General features: G+C 67.4%; 27 protein-coding genes. 26 read left to right on the top strand and 1 reads right to left on the bottom strand.

Features of this window, described 5'->3' with window-relative positions; genetic code table 11:
* The first annotated feature begins 14 nt into the window (after positions 1-14).
* The 24 genes from DEJ29_RS16910 (at position 15) to map (ending at position 13,918) form a co-directional block, all read left to right on the top strand.
* Positions 15-842 carry a DarT ssDNA thymidine ADP-ribosyltransferase family protein gene (locus DEJ29_RS16910; RefSeq protein ID WP_084741336.1) on the top strand — a complete coding sequence of 276 codons (828 nt, stop codon included), beginning with the start codon at positions 15-17 and terminating at the stop codon, positions 840-842.
* 521 nt (positions 843-1,363) lie between these two features.
* Positions 1,364-1,672, top strand: a complete 309-nt coding sequence (gene rpsJ, locus DEJ29_RS16905; protein WP_017885534.1) for a 30S ribosomal protein S10 — start codon at positions 1,364-1,366, stop codon at positions 1,670-1,672.
* Between the two features lie 12 nt (positions 1,673-1,684).
* Positions 1,685-2,341: a 50S ribosomal protein L3 gene (gene rplC, locus DEJ29_RS16900; protein ID WP_027466731.1), complete on the top strand. Its 657-nt coding sequence runs from the start codon at positions 1,685-1,687 to the stop codon at positions 2,339-2,341.
* Positions 2,342-2,343: 2 nt separating this feature from the next.
* On the top strand, positions 2,344-3,003 hold the full coding sequence (gene rplD / locus DEJ29_RS16895; protein ID WP_027466730.1) for a 50S ribosomal protein L4: 660 nt from the start codon (positions 2,344-2,346) through the stop codon (positions 3,001-3,003).
* On the top strand, positions 3,000-3,299 hold the full coding sequence (rplW, locus tag DEJ29_RS16890) for a 50S ribosomal protein L23 (RefSeq protein WP_027466729.1): 300 nt from the start codon (positions 3,000-3,002) through the stop codon (positions 3,297-3,299). Before rplD ends, rplW begins: the two co-directional genes overlap by 4 nt.
* A gap of 18 nt (positions 3,300-3,317) precedes the next feature.
* The gene (rplB, locus tag DEJ29_RS16885; protein ID WP_027466728.1) at positions 3,318-4,157 is read left to right on the top strand and encodes a 50S ribosomal protein L2; all 840 of its coding nucleotides are present in this window, start codon (positions 3,318-3,320) and stop codon (positions 4,155-4,157) included.
* An 11-nt stretch (positions 4,158-4,168) separates the two neighbouring features.
* Positions 4,169-4,450: a 30S ribosomal protein S19 gene (gene rpsS / locus DEJ29_RS16880; protein WP_017885529.1), complete on the top strand. Its 282-nt coding sequence runs from the start codon at positions 4,169-4,171 to the stop codon at positions 4,448-4,450.
* Positions 4,451-4,475: 25 nt separating this feature from the next.
* Positions 4,476-4,868 carry a 50S ribosomal protein L22 gene (gene rplV, locus DEJ29_RS16875; protein ID WP_035809257.1) on the top strand — a complete coding sequence of 131 codons (393 nt, stop codon included), beginning with the start codon at positions 4,476-4,478 and terminating at the stop codon, positions 4,866-4,868.
* A complete protein-coding gene (gene rpsC / locus DEJ29_RS16870; RefSeq protein ID WP_017885527.1) occupies positions 4,868-5,680 on the top strand; it encodes a 30S ribosomal protein S3 in 813 nt (270 codons plus the stop codon). Before rplV ends, rpsC begins: the two co-directional genes overlap by 1 nt.
* 2 nt (positions 5,681-5,682) lie before the next feature.
* Positions 5,683-6,102, top strand: a complete 420-nt coding sequence (rplP, locus tag DEJ29_RS16865) for a 50S ribosomal protein L16 (RefSeq protein WP_017885526.1) — start codon at positions 5,683-5,685, stop codon at positions 6,100-6,102.
* Positions 6,102-6,422, top strand: a complete 321-nt coding sequence (rpmC, locus tag DEJ29_RS16860; RefSeq protein ID WP_017885525.1) for a 50S ribosomal protein L29 — start codon at positions 6,102-6,104, stop codon at positions 6,420-6,422. Before rplP ends, rpmC begins: the two co-directional genes overlap by 1 nt.
* Positions 6,422-6,706, top strand: a complete 285-nt coding sequence (gene rpsQ / locus DEJ29_RS16855) for a 30S ribosomal protein S17 (RefSeq protein ID WP_017885524.1) — start codon at positions 6,422-6,424, stop codon at positions 6,704-6,706. Before rpmC ends, rpsQ begins: the two co-directional genes overlap by 1 nt.
* Before the next feature lie 31 nt (positions 6,707-6,737).
* Entirely contained in the window at positions 6,738-7,106 is a 369-nt protein-coding gene (rplN, locus tag DEJ29_RS16850; protein ID WP_017885523.1) for a 50S ribosomal protein L14, read from the top strand.
* 3 nt (positions 7,107-7,109) lie between these two features.
* The gene (rplX, locus tag DEJ29_RS16845) at positions 7,110-7,469 is read left to right on the top strand and encodes a 50S ribosomal protein L24 (RefSeq protein WP_017885522.1); all 360 of its coding nucleotides are present in this window, start codon (positions 7,110-7,112) and stop codon (positions 7,467-7,469) included.
* Entirely contained in the window at positions 7,469-8,059 is a 591-nt protein-coding gene (rplE, locus tag DEJ29_RS16840) for a 50S ribosomal protein L5 (protein WP_042537502.1), read from the top strand. Before rplX ends, rplE begins: the two co-directional genes overlap by 1 nt.
* Before the next feature lie 153 nt (positions 8,060-8,212).
* Positions 8,213-8,611, top strand: coding sequence for a 30S ribosomal protein S8 (gene rpsH / locus DEJ29_RS16835; RefSeq protein WP_017885519.1), 399 nt, complete (start codon positions 8,213-8,215; stop codon positions 8,609-8,611).
* 6 nt (positions 8,612-8,617) lie between these two features.
* Complete coding sequence (gene rplF / locus DEJ29_RS16830) at positions 8,618-9,154, top strand: 50S ribosomal protein L6 (protein ID WP_017885518.1); 537 nt, start codon at positions 8,618-8,620, stop codon at positions 9,152-9,154.
* Positions 9,155-9,156: 2 nt separating this feature from the next.
* Positions 9,157-9,531, top strand: a complete 375-nt coding sequence (gene rplR / locus DEJ29_RS16825) for a 50S ribosomal protein L18 (protein WP_027466725.1) — start codon at positions 9,157-9,159, stop codon at positions 9,529-9,531.
* Positions 9,528-10,376 (top strand): 30S ribosomal protein S5, encoded by an 849-nt coding sequence (gene rpsE / locus DEJ29_RS16820; protein ID WP_071406161.1) that lies wholly within the window; start codon positions 9,528-9,530, stop codon positions 10,374-10,376. Before rplR ends, rpsE begins: the two co-directional genes overlap by 4 nt.
* Complete coding sequence (gene rpmD / locus DEJ29_RS16815; protein WP_017885515.1) at positions 10,376-10,561, top strand: 50S ribosomal protein L30; 186 nt, start codon at positions 10,376-10,378, stop codon at positions 10,559-10,561. Before rpsE ends, rpmD begins: the two co-directional genes overlap by 1 nt.
* Positions 10,558-11,022: a 50S ribosomal protein L15 gene (gene rplO / locus DEJ29_RS16810; protein WP_027466723.1), complete on the top strand. Its 465-nt coding sequence runs from the start codon at positions 10,558-10,560 to the stop codon at positions 11,020-11,022. Before rpmD ends, rplO begins: the two co-directional genes overlap by 4 nt.
* A gap of 147 nt (positions 11,023-11,169) precedes the next feature.
* Positions 11,170-12,492, top strand: a complete 1,323-nt coding sequence (secY, locus tag DEJ29_RS16805) for a preprotein translocase subunit SecY (RefSeq protein WP_027466722.1) — start codon at positions 11,170-11,172, stop codon at positions 12,490-12,492.
* Entirely contained in the window at positions 12,489-13,079 is a 591-nt protein-coding gene (locus tag DEJ29_RS16800) for an adenylate kinase (protein WP_110863215.1), read from the top strand. Before secY ends, DEJ29_RS16800 begins: the two co-directional genes overlap by 4 nt.
* Positions 13,080-13,138: 59 nt before the next feature.
* Positions 13,139-13,918 carry a type I methionyl aminopeptidase gene (gene map, locus DEJ29_RS16795; protein ID WP_375342288.1) on the top strand — a complete coding sequence of 260 codons (780 nt, stop codon included), beginning with the start codon at positions 13,139-13,141 and terminating at the stop codon, positions 13,916-13,918.
* Positions 13,919-14,061: 143 nt separating this feature from the next.
* On the opposite strand, the gene DEJ29_RS16790 is transcribed toward map, so the two are convergent.
* Entirely contained in the window at positions 14,062-15,354 is a 1,293-nt protein-coding gene (locus DEJ29_RS16790; protein ID WP_111094821.1) for an LCP family protein, read from the bottom strand.
* Positions 15,355-15,648: 294 nt separating this feature from the next.
* On the opposite strand from DEJ29_RS16790, the gene infA reads away from it, so the two are divergent.
* Together infA and rpmJ are read left to right on the top strand one after the other, a co-directional pair.
* Positions 15,649-15,870 carry a translation initiation factor IF-1 gene (gene infA, locus DEJ29_RS16785; protein WP_017885509.1) on the top strand — a complete coding sequence of 74 codons (222 nt, stop codon included), beginning with the start codon at positions 15,649-15,651 and terminating at the stop codon, positions 15,868-15,870.
* Positions 15,871-15,940: 70 nt separating this feature from the next.
* Complete coding sequence (gene rpmJ, locus DEJ29_RS16780; protein WP_022903266.1) at positions 15,941-16,057, top strand: 50S ribosomal protein L36; 117 nt, start codon at positions 15,941-15,943, stop codon at positions 16,055-16,057.
* Positions 16,058-16,076: the final 19 nt, after the last annotated feature.

Below are 16,076 nucleotides of genomic sequence, written 5' to 3'. Positions count from 1 at the left end.
GACCCACAACAGTCGTGACCGACGAGTGCATCCACGGATTCCCCACCGAGCTCTGCGACATCTGCGCACCCCGGCAGCGCGAGGCGTCGGAGATCCCAGCCACCCCGGCACCCCGCCGGACCCGCATCACCACCAACCTGCGCGTCGACCCGCCGGCCTCCGGGCCCGGGACGTCGCTCCGGTCGCCGACGTCGCTCCGTTCGTCGTCCGCCGACCTGCCCGAAGCACGTGAGTTCGCAGCGCTCCGCGCCCACCACGTCACCCACATCGACAACCTCGACGGCATCGTCGGCGCCGGCGCGATCCTGGCGTCCGACCAGGCCGAGCCGGTCGTGGACGTCAGTTCCGCCGACACCCGCGCCGCCCGCGCCGAGGCCGAGGCGCCCGACGGCTCCTCGATCGCCGGCCACGTGCCGTTCACGCTGTCGCCCGACGCCACCCGCTGGGACGAGCTCCGTACGGGCGCCGAGGGCGAGCGCTGGTCGGACGCCGCCCGCCGCACCCGGGCGATCGACTACGTCGTGCTCGTCGTGCCGGTCTCCGCGTTCGGTGCCTCGGTGATCGTCGCCGACCAGGACGCCGACGCCGACGACGTCCGGTTCGCCGTGGGTCCCGACGCCGGCACGAACCTGATCCGTCGCACCGACTTCACGGACCCGGAGATGCACGGCCTCGAGCTGCTCGCCGGTCCGAGTGTGCCGTTCACGTCCGTCGCGGTCATCGGCGTGCCGAACGACAAGGCCCGGCAGACCGTTCGCGCCGTGCTCGCCGACCACGGTGGACACGCTCCGCGAGTGGCCGTCTTCCCGCCGTGGTTCGTGCCCCCGGTGACCGCCGAGTGACGGTCTCCTGACCCGTGTCGACGCACCCTCCGGACCCCGTCCGGAGGGTGCTCCGCGTTGCGGGGCCGAGCCGGGCCTCCAGGCCGTCCGATCCGCGTGGATCCGGGCAAGCGAGCCCGCGGGACACGCCCGGTAATTCGCGACACGCCCGGGTTGCACGTGGGCCGGGGCTATGCGAGACTTGTCCGGTTCCGAATTCCCCGTGGGTGTACGCCCACAGGATCACTGCTCTGGCAGTGCACAACCCCCTTGTTCAGCAGGGCTGGGTTGGGCCGCAGGCAGCAGAACACGACTCCCCGAAGGGTGACGGACGCGGTGTACCACTGCTGCGCCCGGAGCACGAGGCAGTCGATTGCCCACGCTGGACGGCCACGGTCGCCCGCGAGGTTGACAGGTGAACAGCGGTCATCCCCAGTGGATGCGGCCGGTTGGTTCAGGAAAACAGCACGGTCCGCAGGAATGCGGAACCGAGCGGCGTCAGGCGGCCAGAGGGTGCGCGGCGCAGAGAGGACAAGAGACACATGGCGGGACAGAAGATCCGCATCCGGCTCAAGTCGTATGACCACGAGGTCATCGACACGTCGGCCCGGAAGATCGTCGACACGGTGACCCGTGCCGGTGCAACCGTGGTCGGCCCGGTGCCGCTCCCCACCGAGAAGAACGTGATCGCAGTGATCCGTTCCCCTCACAAGTACAAGGACTCGCGCGAGCACTTCGAGAAGCGCACGCACAAGCGGGTCATCGACATCGTCGACCCGACGCCGAAGGCCGTGGACTCGCTCATGCGACTCGACCTGCCGGCAGACGTCAACATCGAGATCAAGCTGTAAGGGGGCTGACCAATGGCGAACTCAACCAAGACCGTCAAGGGCCTCCTCGGCAAGAAGCTCGGGATGACCCAGGTGTGGGACGAGAACAACAAGTTCATCCCCGTCACCGTCATCGAGGTCGGCCCGAACGTGGTCACCCAGATCCGCAACGCTGAGCGCGACGGCTACGAGGCGATCCAGATCGCCGCCGGTGCCATCGACCCGCGCAAGGTCAACAAGCCGGCCGCTGGCCACTTCGAGGCCGCTGGCGTGACCCCGCGTCGCACCCTCACCGAGATCCGTACCAACGACTCCGCTGAGTACACGCTCGGCCAGGAGCTCACCGTGGACGGCACGTTCACGGCGGGCCAGAAGGTCGACGTCGTCGGTACCTCCAAGGGCAAGGGCTTCGCCGGTGTCATGAAGCGCCACGGCTTCCACGGCGTCGGCGCCTCGCACGGTGCGCACCGCAACCACCGCAAGCCCGGCTCGATCGGTGCTTCCTCGACCCCGTCGCGCGTCTTCAAGGGCATGCGCATGGCTGGTCGTATGGGTGGCGACCGCGTGACCGTCCTCAACCTCACGGTGCACGCCGTCGACGCCGAGAAGGGTCTGCTGCTCGTCAAGGGCGCCGTCCCCGGTGCTCGTGGCCGCTCCGTCTTCGTCCGCACCGCCGTGAAGGGTAAGTGATCATGGCCACCACGACCGCAACCACGATCGACGTCCTCGACGCATCGGGTGCCAAGTCCGGCACCGTCGAGCTCCCCGCAGCTCTCTTCGACGTCGAGACCAACGTCCCGCTGATCCACCAGGTCGTCACCGCGCAGCTCGCAGCCGCGCGTCAGGGCACCCACAAGACCAAGAACCGTGGCGAAGTCCGCGGTGCCGGTCGCAAGCCGTTCAAGCAGAAGGGCACCGGCCGCGCCCGTCAGGGTTCCGTCCGTGCTCCGGAGCACACCGGCGGTGGCGTCGTCCACGGACCGACCCCGCGCGACTACTCGCAGCGCACCCCGAAGAAGATGATCGCCGCTGCTCTGCTCGGCTCGCTCTCGGACCGCGCCCGCGGTGGCCGCATCTCCGCTGTGGAGGGCTTCGTCGCGGCTGAACTGCCGTCGACCAAGACCGCCCGCACGCTCCTCGAGAAGGTCGCGCCCGTCAAGAACGTGCTCGTCGTGCTCGAGACGGACGACGAGCTGACGCTCAAGTCGATCCGCAACCTGTCGAACGTCCACGCGCTCTCGTACGGCCAGCTCAACGCCTACGACGTGCTGCGTTCGGACGCCGTCGTCTTCAGCAAGAGCGCCCTCGACGCCTTCATCGCGTCGAAGACCGCGAAGGAGATCACCGCATGAGCGGCTTCAACAAGGACCCGCGCGACGTCATCATCTCGCCGGTCGTCTCGGAGAAGAGCTACGCGCTCATCGACCAGGGCAAGTACACGTTCATCGTGGACCCCCGCTCGAACAAGACCGAGATCAAGCTCGCCATCGAGAAGATCTTCGACGTCAAGGTCGCGAGCATCAACACGCTGAACCGCCCGGGCAAGACCCGTCGCACCAAGTTCGGTCTCGGCAAGCGCAAGGACACCAAGCGCGCCATCGTGACGCTCAAGTCCGGTTCGATCGACATCTTCACGGCTGTCGGCTGAGGACCAGAGGGATAAATCATGGCTATTCGTAACTACAAGCCGACGACCCCCGGTCGTCGCGGCTCGTCGGTCGCCGACTTCGCTGAGATCACCCGTTCGACTCCGGAGAAGTCACTGCTTCGTCCGCTGCCGAAGACCGGTGGTCGCAACAGCTCCGGCCGTATCACCACGCGTCACATCGGTGGTGGCCACAAGCGCCAGTACCGCGTGATCGACTTCCGTCGCTCCGACAAGGACGGCGTCGACGCCAAGGTCGCTCACATCGAGTACGACCCCAACCGCACTGCGCGCATCGCGCTCCTGCACTACGTGGACGGCACGAAGCGGTACATCATCGCGCCGAACAAGCTCAAGCAGGGCGACGTCATCGAGCAGGGCCCCGGCGCCGACATCAAGCCCGGCAACAACCTGCCGCTGCGCAACATCCCCGTGGGTACCGTCGTGCACGCCATCGAGCTCCGCCCCGGTGGCGGCGCCAAGATGGCCCGCTCCGCCGGCGCCTCGGTGCGTCTCGTCGCCAAGGACGGCCCCTACGCGCAGCTCCGTCTGCCGTCGGGCGAGGTCCGCAACGTCGACGCACGCTGCCGCGCCACGATCGGCGAGGTCGGCAACGCCGAGCAGTCGAACATCAACTGGGGCAAGGCCGGCCGCATGCGCTGGAAGGGCGTCCGCCCGACCGTCCGTGGTGTCGCCATGAACCCGGTCGACCACCCGCACGGTGGTGGTGAGGGCAAGACGTCCGGTGGTCGTCACCCGGTCAGCCCCTGGGGCCAGTCCGAGGGCCGTACGCGCAAGCCGAACAAGCCGAGCGACAAGCTCATCGTCCGTCGCCGTAACGCCGGCAAGAAGCGCAAGTAGGAGTTCAGAAGATGCCACGCAGTCTGAAGAAGGGCCCCTTCGTCGACGAGCACCTGCTCCGCAAGGTCGTCACGCAGAACGAGGCCAACACCAAGAACGTGATCCGTACGTGGTCGCGTCGGTCGATGATCGTCCCGAACATGCTCGGGCACACGATCGCCGTCCACGACGGCCGCAAGCACATCCCGGTGTTCGTCACCGAGTCGATGGTCGGTCACAAGCTCGGCGAGTTCGCGCCGACCCGCACCTTCCGTGGTCACGTGAAGGACGACAAGAAGGGCCGTCGCCGCTGAGGCGGCGACGCAGAGGAGGAACGAAATGGTGGAGTCGATCGCACGCGTGCGACACATCCGCGTCACGCCTCAGAAGGCCCGTCGCGTCATCGAGCTGATCCGCGGCAAGCAGGCCCACGAGGCCCTCGCCATCCTGAAGTTCGCCCCCCAGGGCGCTTCGGAGCCCGTGTACAAGCTGGTCGCCTCGGCGATCGCGAACGCACGGGTCAAGGCGGACTCGACGAACAGCTTCCTCGACGAGCGCGACCTCTACGTGAGCCGCGTCTTCGTCGACGAGGGCACGACCCTGAAGCGGTTCCAGCCGCGCGCCCAGGGCCGCGCCTTCCGCATCAACAAGCGCACCAGCCACATCACGGTCGTCCTCGCGACGCCCGACGAGGCCGAGGTTGCCGCGACGAGCAAGAAGGCGAGCAAGTAATGGGCCAGAAGGTCAACCCGTACGGCTTCCGTCTCGGGATCACGACGGACCACGTCTCGCACTGGTTCACCGACAGCAAGAAGGCCGGTCAGCGCTACGCCGACTACGTGGCTGAGGACATCAAGGTGCGCGAGTACCTGAAGAAGACCCTCGACCGCGCCGGCGTCGCACGCATCGAGCTCGAGCGCACCCGTGACCGTGTCCGCGTGGACATCCACACGGCTCGTCCGGGCATCGTCATCGGCCGCCGCGGCGCCGAGGCGGAGCGCGTTCGCGGTGAGCTCGAGAAGCTCACCAAGAAGCAGATCCAGCTGAACATCCTCGAGGTCAAGAACCCCGAGACCGAGGCCCAGCTCGTCGCGCAGGGCATCGCCGAGCAGCTCTCCGCTCGTGTCGCGTTCCGTCGCGCCATGCGCAAGGGCCTGCAGGGTGCACAGCGCGCCGGCGCCAAGGGTGTCCGCATCCAGGTGTCGGGTCGTCTCGGCGGCGCCGAGATGTCGCGTTCGGAGTTCTACCGCGAAGGCCGTGTGCCGCTGCACACCCTCCGCGCGAACATCGACTACGGCTTCTACGAGGCCCGGACCACGTTCGGCCGCATCGGCGTGAAGGTCTGGATCTACAAGGGCGACATCACGAACAAGGAGCTCGCTCGCGAGCAGGCGAACCAGCGTTCGTCGCGCCCGGAGCGTCGTGGCGGCCCGCGCGGTGAGCGTGGCGACCGTGGCGGCGACCGTCGTGGCGGCGACCGCGGTGACCGTCGTCCGCAGCAGGCCCCGCAGGACGCGCCGGCCGGCGCAGGAGTTGAGGCGTAACCATGCTTATTCCCCGTCGAGTCAAGCACCGCAAGCAGCACCACCCGAAGCGTTCGGGTCAGGCCACCGGTGGTACCAAGGTCAGCTTCGGCGACTACGGCATCCAGGCCCTCACCCCGGCGTACGTGACCAACCGTCAGATCGAGTCCGCTCGTATCGCCATGACGCGTCACATCAAGCGTGGTGGCAAGGTCTGGATCAACATCTACCCGGACCGTCCGCTGACCAAGAAGCCCGCCGAGACCCGCATGGGTTCCGGTAAGGGTTCGCCCGAGTGGTGGGTCGCGAACGTGAAGCCGGGCCGGGTGCTCTTCGAGCTCTCCGGCGTCAGCGAGGAGATCGCCCGTGAGGCGTTGACTCGTGCAATCCACAAGCTGCCCCTCAAGGCACGCATCATCAAGCGCGAGGAGGGCGACGCATAATGGCGATCGGTTCCAAGGAGCTCCGTCCGACGGAGCTCGACACGTTCGAGAACGAGCGTCTCGCTGACGAGCTGAAGAAGGCCAAGGAGGAACTCTTCAACCTCCGCTTCCAGTCGGCCACCGGCCAGCTGGAGAGCCACGGTCGTCTCCGTGCCGTCAAGCGCGACATCGCCCGCATCTACACCGTCCTCCGCGAGCGCGAGCTCGGCATCCGTGCCACTCCCGCGCCCGTCGAGACCGCCCCCAAGGCCAAGAAGACGACGAAGAAGGCTGACAAGCCGGCCGAGTCGACCGAGGCCGAGACCGCCGAGGAGAAGTAATGGCGAACGAAGAGAAGAACTCCGCCGCCCTCACTCGCGGCTACCGCAAGACGCGTCGCGGCTACGTGACGAGCGACAAGATGGACAAGACCATCGTGGTCGAGGTCGAGGACCGCGTGAAGCACGCGCTCTACGGCAAGATCATCCGTCGTACGTCCAAGGTGAAGGCCCACGACGAGCTCGGCACCGCTGGTGTCGGCGACCTCGTCGTGATCAGCGAGACCCGTCCCCTCAGCGCCTCCAAGCGCTGGCGCCTGGTCGAGATCCTCGAGAAGGCCAAGTAGGCCTCGGCCTGCTTCGGAATAGGAGACAGCAGTGATTCAGCAGGAATCCCGCCTGAAGGTCGCCGACAACACGGGTGCCAAGGAGATCTTGACCATCCGCGTGCTCGGTGGCTCGGGTCGTCGCTACGCCGGCCTCGGTGACGTCATCGTCGCCACGGTGAAGGACGCCATCCCCGGCGGCAACGTGAAGAAGGGTGACGTCGTCAAGGCAGTCATCGTTCGCACCAAGAAGGAGACCCGTCGTCAGGACGGCTCCTACATCAAGTTCGACGAGAACGCGGCAGTGATCCTCAAGGCCGACGGCGACCCGCGCGGTACGCGCATCTTCGGTCCGGTCGGTCGCGAGCTCCGTGACAAGAAGTTCATGAAGATCATCTCGCTCGCGCCGGAGGTGCTGTAAGCCATGGCGAACATCAAGAAGGGTGACCTCGTCCAGGTCATCACGGGCGCGACGCAGGAGCGTGGCGGCGACCGTGGCAAGCAGGGCAAGGTCATCGAGGTCCTCAAGGACAAGAACCGCGTCGTCGTCGAGGGCGTGAACTTCGTCACGAAGCACGTCCGCGTCGGTCAGACGCAGCGTGGTTCGAAGACCGGTGGCATCGAGCAGCACGAAGCCTCGATCCACGTCTCGAACGTCGCACTCGTCGACCCGAAGACGAAGAAGCCGACGCGTGTCGGCTTCCGCACCGAAGAGGTGGAGAAGGACGGCGTCAAGAAGACCGTCCGTGTCCGCTACGCGAAGAAGTCTGGTGAGAAGCTCTGATGACTGACACGACTGCTGCGCCCGCTGGCAAGATCCAGCCGCGCCTCAAGCAGAAGTACCTGGCCGAGATCAAGACGGCCCTCACCGAGCAGTTCGGTTACGCGAACGTCAACCAGGTCCCCGGCCTGGTCAAGGTCGTCGTGAACACCGGTGTCGGCGAGGCCGCTCGTGACTCCAAGATCATCGAGGGGGCCATCAAGGACCTCACGGCGATCACGGGTCAGAAGCCCCAGGTCAACATCGCCCGCAAGTCCATCGCACAGTTCAAGCTGCGCGAGGGTCAGGCCATCGGCGCGCACGTCACCCTCCGTGGTGACCGCGCGTGGGAGTTCCTGGACCGCCTGGTGACGCTCGCACTGCCCCGCATCCGCGACTTCCGCGGTCTCAGCGACAAGCAGTTCGACGGCAACGGCAACTACACGTTCGGTCTCACGGAGCAGTCCGTGTTCCACGAGATCGACCAGGACCGCATCGACCGTGTCCGCGGCTTCGACATCACTGTCGTCACCACCGCGAAGACGGACGACGAGGGACGCGCGCTGCTCCGCCAGCTCGGCTTCCCGTTCCGCTCCAACGAGCAGACGGTCTAAACTACTTCGGGCGGTGCGGGCCGGAGGATTCACGTCCTCCGGCCCGCACGCACGAACACACCGATCTCGGGGAACCGCCCCGGGATCACTCGATCGCTCAGGTCGGCATTCGTGGAACGGGTGTCGAAACCAGGCGAGAAATGGACGAACATCATGACGATGACCGATCCGGTCGCAGACATGCTGACCAGATTGCGGAACGCGAACTCCGCGCACCACGACGCAGTCGCGCTCCCGAGCTCCAAGCTCAAGAAGAACATCGCCGACATCCTCAAGCGTGAGGGCTACATCAGCGAGTGGAAGGTGGAGGACGCCCGAGTCGGGCAGACCCTCACCATCGACCTGAAGTACGGCCCCGAGCGAGAGCGTTCGATCGCCGGCATCAAGCGCGTCTCGAAGCCGGGCCTCCGGGTCTACGCGAAGTCGACGGAGATCCCCCAGGTCCTCGGTGGCCTCGGCGTGGCGATCCTCTCGACCTCCTCCGGCCTCCTGACCGACCGCGAAGCCGAGCAGAAGGGCGTGGGTGGGGAAGTCCTCGCCTACGTGTGGTGATCGACAATGTCACGAATCGGACGTCTCCCCATCGACATCCCCGCCGGCGTCACCGTCTCCGTTGACGGTCAGAACGTGGCGGTCAAGGGCCCGAAGGGCGAGCTCGCGCTCGTCATCGCGGAGCCCATCCAGGCCAAGGTCGAGGAGAACCAGGTCCTCGTCACCCGTCCGGACGACGAGCGCGAGTCGCGTTCGCTCCACGGACTGACCCGGACCCTCATCGCCAACAACATCATCGGCGTGACCCAGGGCTACACCAAGGGCCTCGAGGTCGTCGGTACGGGTTACCGTGTCGCGGCCAAGGGCTCGAACCTCGAGTTCGCCCTCGGGTACTCCCACTCGATCACGGTCGAGCCGCCGGCGGGCATCAGCTTCGCGGTGGAGGGCAACAACAAGGTCACCGTCGCCGGTATCGACAAGCAGGCTGTCGGCGAGGTCGCCGCGAACATCCGGAAGCTCCGGAAGCCCGAGCCCTACAAGGGCAAGGGTGTCCGTTACGCCGGCGAGAACGTGCGCCGCAAGGCCGGAAAGTCAGGTAAGTGATCATGGGACTCCTCAAGACACGAGGCAAGAGCAAGGCGGCCGCCAAGGCGCGTCGTCACAACCGTCTCCGCAAGAAGATCACCGGCACCGAGGCTCGTCCCCGTCTCGCCGTCACCCGCTCGTCGCGTCACGTGTTCGTGCAGGTCATCGACGACTCGAAGGGTCACACCCTCGCAAGCGCCTCGACGATGGAGGCAGACCTCCGCTCGTTCGACGGCGACAAGACCGCCAAGGCCCGTCGCGTCGGTGAGCTCCTCGCCGAGCGCGCGAAGTCGGCTGGCGTCGAGGCCGTGGTCTTCGACCGCGGTGGCAGCAAGTACGCCGGTCGCGTCGCCGCGATCGCCGATGGTGCCCGTGAAGGAGGGCTGAACCTGTGAGCGACAACGCGAACACCAACGAAGACGCCAAGACCGAGGCCGTCGAGGCCACGGAGACCGAGGCTGTCGAGACCACGGAGACCACCGAGGCGAGCACGGAGGCCACGGCCACCGACGCAACCGCCGAGGCGACCACCGAGGGCGCCAAGACCGGCAAGGAGGCGGAGGCACCTGCCGTCGCCGAGCGTCCGGTCGAGACCGCCGCGGGCTCCGCGTCGAACAACCGCGACTCCGCTGACAACCGTGGCCGTCGTGGTGGCGGTCGTGACCGTCAGCAGGGCCGCGACCGCAACAACCGCGGTGGCGACAGCCAGTTCCTCGAGCGCGTGGTGACCATCAACCGCGTCTCGAAGGTCGTCAAGGGTGGTCGTCGCTTCAGCTTCACGGCGCTCGTCGTCGTCGGTGACGGCAACGGCCTCGTGGGCGTCGGCTACGGCAAGGCCAAGGAGGTCCCCACGGCGATCTCCAAGGGTGTCGAAGAGGCGAAGAAGAACTTCTTCCGCGTCCCCCGCGTCGGCAACACGATCCCGCACCCGGTGCAGGGTGAAGCCGCCGCTGGCGTCGTCCTCCTGCGTCCGGCCGGCCCCGGTACCGGTGTCATCGCCGGTGGTCCGGTCCGCGCCGTGCTCGAGTGCGCCGGCATCCACGACGTCCTGAGCAAGTCGCTCGGCTCGTCGAACACCATCAACATCGTGCACGCGACCGTCGAGGCCCTGAAGCAGCTCGAGGAGCCCCGCGCCGTCGCGAGCCGTCGTGGCCTCGACGTCGAGCGGGTCGTCCCGGCCCGTCTGCTCCAGGCCGAGGCCGCAGCCCTGCGTGCCGCGACCGAGAAGGCAGGTGCGTGATGGCGATGCTGAAGATCACGCAGATCAAGTCCGTTATCAGCGAGAAGCAGTACCAGCGCGACACCCTGCGCAGCCTGGGCCTCAAGCGCATCGGCCGTTCGGTCGAGCGTGAGGACAACTCCCAGAACCGCGGGTACATCGCGACGGTGGCGCACCTCGTGAAGGTCGAGGAGGTCGACGCATGAGCGACGAGAAGAACGAGCGCGTGCAGGTGCTGAAGCTGCACCACCTCCGTCCTGCAGAGGGCGCCAAGAAGGACCGCACCCGTGTTGGTCGCGGTGAGGGCTCGAAGGGCAAGACCGCTGGGCGTGGTACCAAGGGCACGAAGGCCCGTTACCAGGTCCGGGTCGGCTTCGAGGGTGGGCAGATGCCGCTGCACATGCGCACCCCGAAGCTCCGCGGGTTCAAGAACCCGTTCCGGGTCGAGTACCAGGTCGTGAACCTGGACAAGATCTCGGAGCTCTACCCCGATGGTGGCGACGTCACCGTTGCGGGCCTGGTCGCCAAGGGCGCCGTCCGCAAGAACGAGAAGGTCAAGGTTCTCGGTCAGGGTGACATCACCGTGAAGATCACGGTCACGGTCGACAAGGTCTCGGCGTCCGCCGCCGAGAAGATCGTGGCTGCTGGCGGCACCGTCTCCCAGTAACCCCCGTCGGCGGCCCGTGCGTTTGCGCACGGGCCGCCGTTACGGTTTCCTTGACAGTGGCCGGCATCCGTCGGCCAGGTCGGCCCTGCCGACCGAAACCGGTCCGGCCGCGATCGACGGCCCCGGTCCCACAAGTTCGGAGTCATCGTGTTCAGAGCGGTCGCGCGCATCATGCGCACCCCTGATCTTCGCAAGAAGATCGGCTTCACCCTCGCGATCATCGCGCTGTTCCGTCTCGGGTCGTACATCCCGGCACCGTTCGTCGACTACGCCGCCGTGCAGAGCTGTCTCGCCAGCGCGTCGTCCTCCGGCGGTCTCTACGACCTCATCAACCTCTTCTCCGGCGGCGCGCTGCTGAAGCTCTCGGTCTTCGCGCTCGGCATCATGCCGTACATCACGTCGTCGATCATCGTGCAGCTCCTGCGTGTGGTCATCCCGCACTTCGACACCCTCTACAAGGAGGGCCAGTCCGGCCAGGCGAAGCTGACGCAGTACACGCGCTACCTCACGATCGCGCTCGGTGTCCTGCAGTCCACGACCCTGATCACGGTCGCCCGCTCCGGCGCCCTGTTCGGCACCAACGCCTCCGCGTCCTGCACGTCGATCATCTCGAACGACAGCTGGTACGCCATCATGCTGATGGTCGTCACGCTGACCGCCGGTACCGGCCTCATCATGTGGATGGGCGAGCTCGTCACCGAGCGCGGCATCGGCAACGGCATGTCGCTCCTGATCTTCACGTCGATCGCTGCGCAGTTCCCGTCGGCGCTCTGGGCGATCGAGCAGTCGCAGTCGTTCGAGCTCTTCCTGTTCGTGATCCTGGTCGGACTCGTGATCATGATGGCCGTCGTGTTCGTCGAGCAGTCACAGCGGCGGATCCCCGTGCAGTACGCCAAGCGCATGGTCGGGCGGCGGACGTACGGCGGCAACAACACCTACATCCCGATCAAGGTGAACATGGCCGGCGTCGTGCCCGTCATCTTCGCCTCGTCGCTGCTGTACCTGCCGGCCCTGATCGCGCAGTTCAACCAGCCCTCGGACGGTTCCGAGCCGGCCGCGTGGGTGACCTGGATCCAGAACAACCTGACCTCGGGTGACAACTGGTTCTACATGGTCCTGTACTTCCTGCTCATCGTCGGGTTCACGTACTTCTACGTGGCGATCACCTTCAACCCCGAAGAGGTCGCCGACAACATGAAGAAGTACGGCGGGTTCATCCCCGGCATCCGTGCCGGTCGTCCGACCGCCGAGTACCTCGACTACGTCCTCACCCGGGTGACGCTGCCCGGCTCGCTCTACCTCGGTCTCATCGCGCTCATCCCGCTGGCAGCACTGGCGCTGTTCGGCGCGAACCAGAACTTCCCGTTCGGTGGCGCGAGCATCCTCATCATCGTGGGTGTCGGTCTCGAGACCGTGAAGCAGATCGACTCGCAGCTGCAGCAGCGTCACTACGAAGGGCTTCTCCGTTGAGCGCACGTCTCATCATCGTCGGACCTCCCGGAGCTGGGAAGGGCACCCAGGCCGGCCGCATCGCCGACTCCTTCGGGATCCCCGCGATCTCGACCGGGGACATCTTCCGCAAGAACGTGGCAGAGGGCACGCCCCTCGGCGTGCAGGCGAAGGCGATCATGGACGCCGGCGACTACGTGCCGGACTCCCTGACGAACGAGCTCGTGAAGTCCCGCCTGCAGGAGCCGGACGCCGAGCACGGCTTCCTGCTGGATGGCTACCCGCGCACGGTCGGTCAGGTCGAGTACCTCGACGCACTGCTCGCTGAGCAGGGCACCGGGATCGACGCCGTCGTGCAGCTCGTCGCCGACCAGGACGAGCTCGTGGGTCGCCTGCTCAAGCGCGCCGAGGACCAGGGCCGCAGCGACGACAACGAGGAGACGATCCGTCGTCGCCAGCAGGTCTACGCGGAGCAGACGGCGCCCATCGTGGCGGCGTACGGCGAGCGTGGCCTGGTGGTCGACGTCGACGGCCTCGGTGCCATCGACGAGGTCGGCGACCGCATCCAGACGGCACTGGCGGGGCGCGGACTCTCCGCGACCGTCTGACCAGCGTGGTGCGGTTCAAGAAGCCCTCGATCTACAAGACCCCGGACGAGCTCCGGGCGATGGTCCGGCCGGGCCTGCTGACCGCCGAGGCGCTCGACGCCGTCCGTGCAGCGATCCGTCCGGGGACCACCACCGGTGAACTCGATGCGATCGCCGAGCGCACCATCCGTGACGGCGGGGGAGTCCCGAACTTCCAGCTCGTGCCCGGCTACCGCCACACGCTGTGCGTGTCGGTGAACGACGAGATCGTGCACGGGATCCCCGGTGAGCGCGTGCTCGCGCCCGGCGACATCGTGTCGGTGGACGCCGGCGCCGAGGTCGACGGCTGGAACGGCGACAGCGCGTTCACGACCGTCGTGCCCGGTGGCGACGCAGCGGTCACCGCAGCCCGCCAGACGCTCTGTGACACGACCGAGCGGTCGCTCTGGCACGGCATCGCCGCGCTCGCTCACGCGAAGAACCTGCACGAGGTCGGCTCGGCCGTGGAGGACGCGATCGACGAGACCGGTGCGTGGGGCATCGTCGAGGACTACACCGGCCACGGCATCGGTCGGTCGATGCACGAGGAACCGCCGGTCTTCAACTACCGCGTCCGCGGTGCCGGACCTGCTGTCAAGCCGGGGCTGGTGGTCGCCATCGAGCCGATGGTCACGGCCGGCGCGATCGACAGCTCGACGGACGACGACGAGTGGACGGTCCGGACGCTCGACGGCTCCGACGCCGCGCACTGGGAGCACAGCGTCGCGGTGCACGCGGCCGGCATCTGGGTGCTCACGGCCGCCGACGGCGGCGCTCGGGGCCTGGCCCCGCTGGGTGTGACGCCCGTCCCGATCCCGTAGGACGGGCCTCCAGTCCGCACGCGGTGCCCACGCTGGGCGTCTCCGCTCGATGCGACGGCCGGGAGGCCCGGCTGGCGTCCGCCGCGTCGACGACGTCGCGTGGACCCTCCCGACCACTGTCGGGCCCACGCCGTGACGTCGCGTCAGTTGCCGACGGAGCAGGTCTCCTCGGAGGCGCTCTGCCCGGTGATCGACGAGGGCAGCGGCGTCGCCGACGCGGTCGGCGTCCGCGTTGCGGTCGCGCTCGGCGTCGCCGACGGTGTGCCGGCGGACGAGGTCCCGGACGAACTCGAGGTGCCGGACGACCCCGAGGAGCCGGACGACCCGGTGCCGCTCGACGTCCCGCCGCTCGACGGCGACTCCTCGGACGCGCGACCGGTGCTCGAGTCGCTCAGCGAGGACCGGACGTCGTTCTGCAGCGCCACGTTCAGGGTGTGGGCAGTCTCCTGGTCGACGATCACGCGGGCGCTGTCGGCGGGGTCGTCGGCCACCGGGTACTGCACGAAGAGCATGTTGGCCGTGCTCATCCCGCGCAGCGCCGCGGCGAGCTTGACCAGGGTTCCCGTCTGGGCCAGGCCGTCGGACAGCGTCATGTTGGACAGGGCGGCGCCGGCCAGCTTGTAGAGCGTGATGGGGTTCGAGAGCGTGCCGTCCGAGGTGACCTTGCGGAGGAGCGCCGACAGGAACACCTGCTGCGAGCTGATGCGGGCGAGGTCGCTGCCGTCGCCGACCCCGTGGCGGGTGCGCAGGAAGGCCAGGGCGTCCGAGCCCTCGAGGGAGTGCGAGCCCGTCGTGAGGTGCAGGCCGGTGAACGTGTCGTCGATCGGCTCGGCGACGCAGACGTCCACGCCGCCGAGGGCGTTCGACATCTCGATCACGCCGTCGAACGTGATGAGTCCGGCGTAGGGGATGCTCAGGCCGGTGAGGTTCTCGACCGTGTCCACGACGCAGGAGACACCGCCGTTGCCGAGCGCGGTGTTGAACATCGCCGAGGTGGACGCCGGGTAGGTCGTGCCGGTCGCGGGGTTCGTGCAGGCCGGGATGGGGACCATCAGGTCGCGGGGGAAGCTGACCGCGGTGAGCTGCTGGTGGTCCGCCGAGATGTGGATGAGCATCGTGACGTCGTTGCGGGCGCCCTCGACGTCCTCGTCGGAGTCGAACTGGCCGACCCGGGTGTCGCTCCCGATGAGCAGGATGTTCGCTCCGCCCTTGATCGCCGAGATGTCGGCGGTCTTCGCGGTGCTCTGGTCGTCGGTGCTCAGCGCGACGGTCTGCGGCGCGGTGGCGAGCTGTGCCCCGGCGATCGCGGCGACGCTCGTGCCGCTGACGAGCAGGACGGCGACGGCGGACGCGACGACGGTGACGAGCGTGCCCCAACCCCGGCGACGGGCCTGCTTGCCGTGGCTGGCGAAGGGGCGTCGGGTGGCGTCGGGCACGTGTTCTCCGTTCGGTGGTCCGGCGCGATCTGCTGGTGCGACGGACGTGGCTGCGGAGCAAAACTACGGTTCGCGCGCATGTGTGCGCCCGGAGCGCGCCGTCAAACCACTGTGCAACGCTCAGGCACGGCCCCGGAAGCCCCAGACGTGGGGTGTTCCGCGTCCCCACTTGGCAATTGCGGGTTTACCACATAAGATCGATCTTTGGTGTGTCATGCCCTCTCGGGTGTGGCGACCGACCCGCAGACCGGTTCGGGGATCACACCTGTTCCACAACCAAGCGACAGTGAGGCTATGGCCAAGAAAGACGGCGTCATCGAGATCGAAGGCTCGGTGCTCGAAGCTCTGCCCAACGCGATGTTCCGCGTTGAGCTGACGAACGGACACAAGGTCCTCGCGCACATCTCCGGGAAGATGCGCCAGCACTACATCCGCATCCTCCCCGAGGACCGCGTGATCGTGGAGCTGAGCCCGTACGACCTGACCCGCGGCCGGATCGTCTACCGCTACAAGTGATCCGCGAGCTGGAAAGGAACGGCACGGCAATCCTGCCGAGCACGAAGCCAGCGAGCACGAGGAAAGAACCATGAAGGTCAACCCCAGCGTCAAGCCCATCTGCGAACACTGCCGTGTGATTCGCCGCAAGGGCCGCGTCATGGTGATCTGCAAGAGCAACCCGCGTCACAAGCAGCGCCAGGGCTAGTCCCGGGCGCGTGACCGGC

This window comes from Curtobacterium sp. MCPF17_021 (assembly GCF_003234605.2).
GTDB classification, from domain to species: Bacteria; Actinomycetota; Actinomycetes; order Actinomycetales; family Microbacteriaceae; genus Curtobacterium; species Curtobacterium flaccumfaciens.
This window is presented reverse-complemented; position numbering and strand designations above follow the sequence as displayed.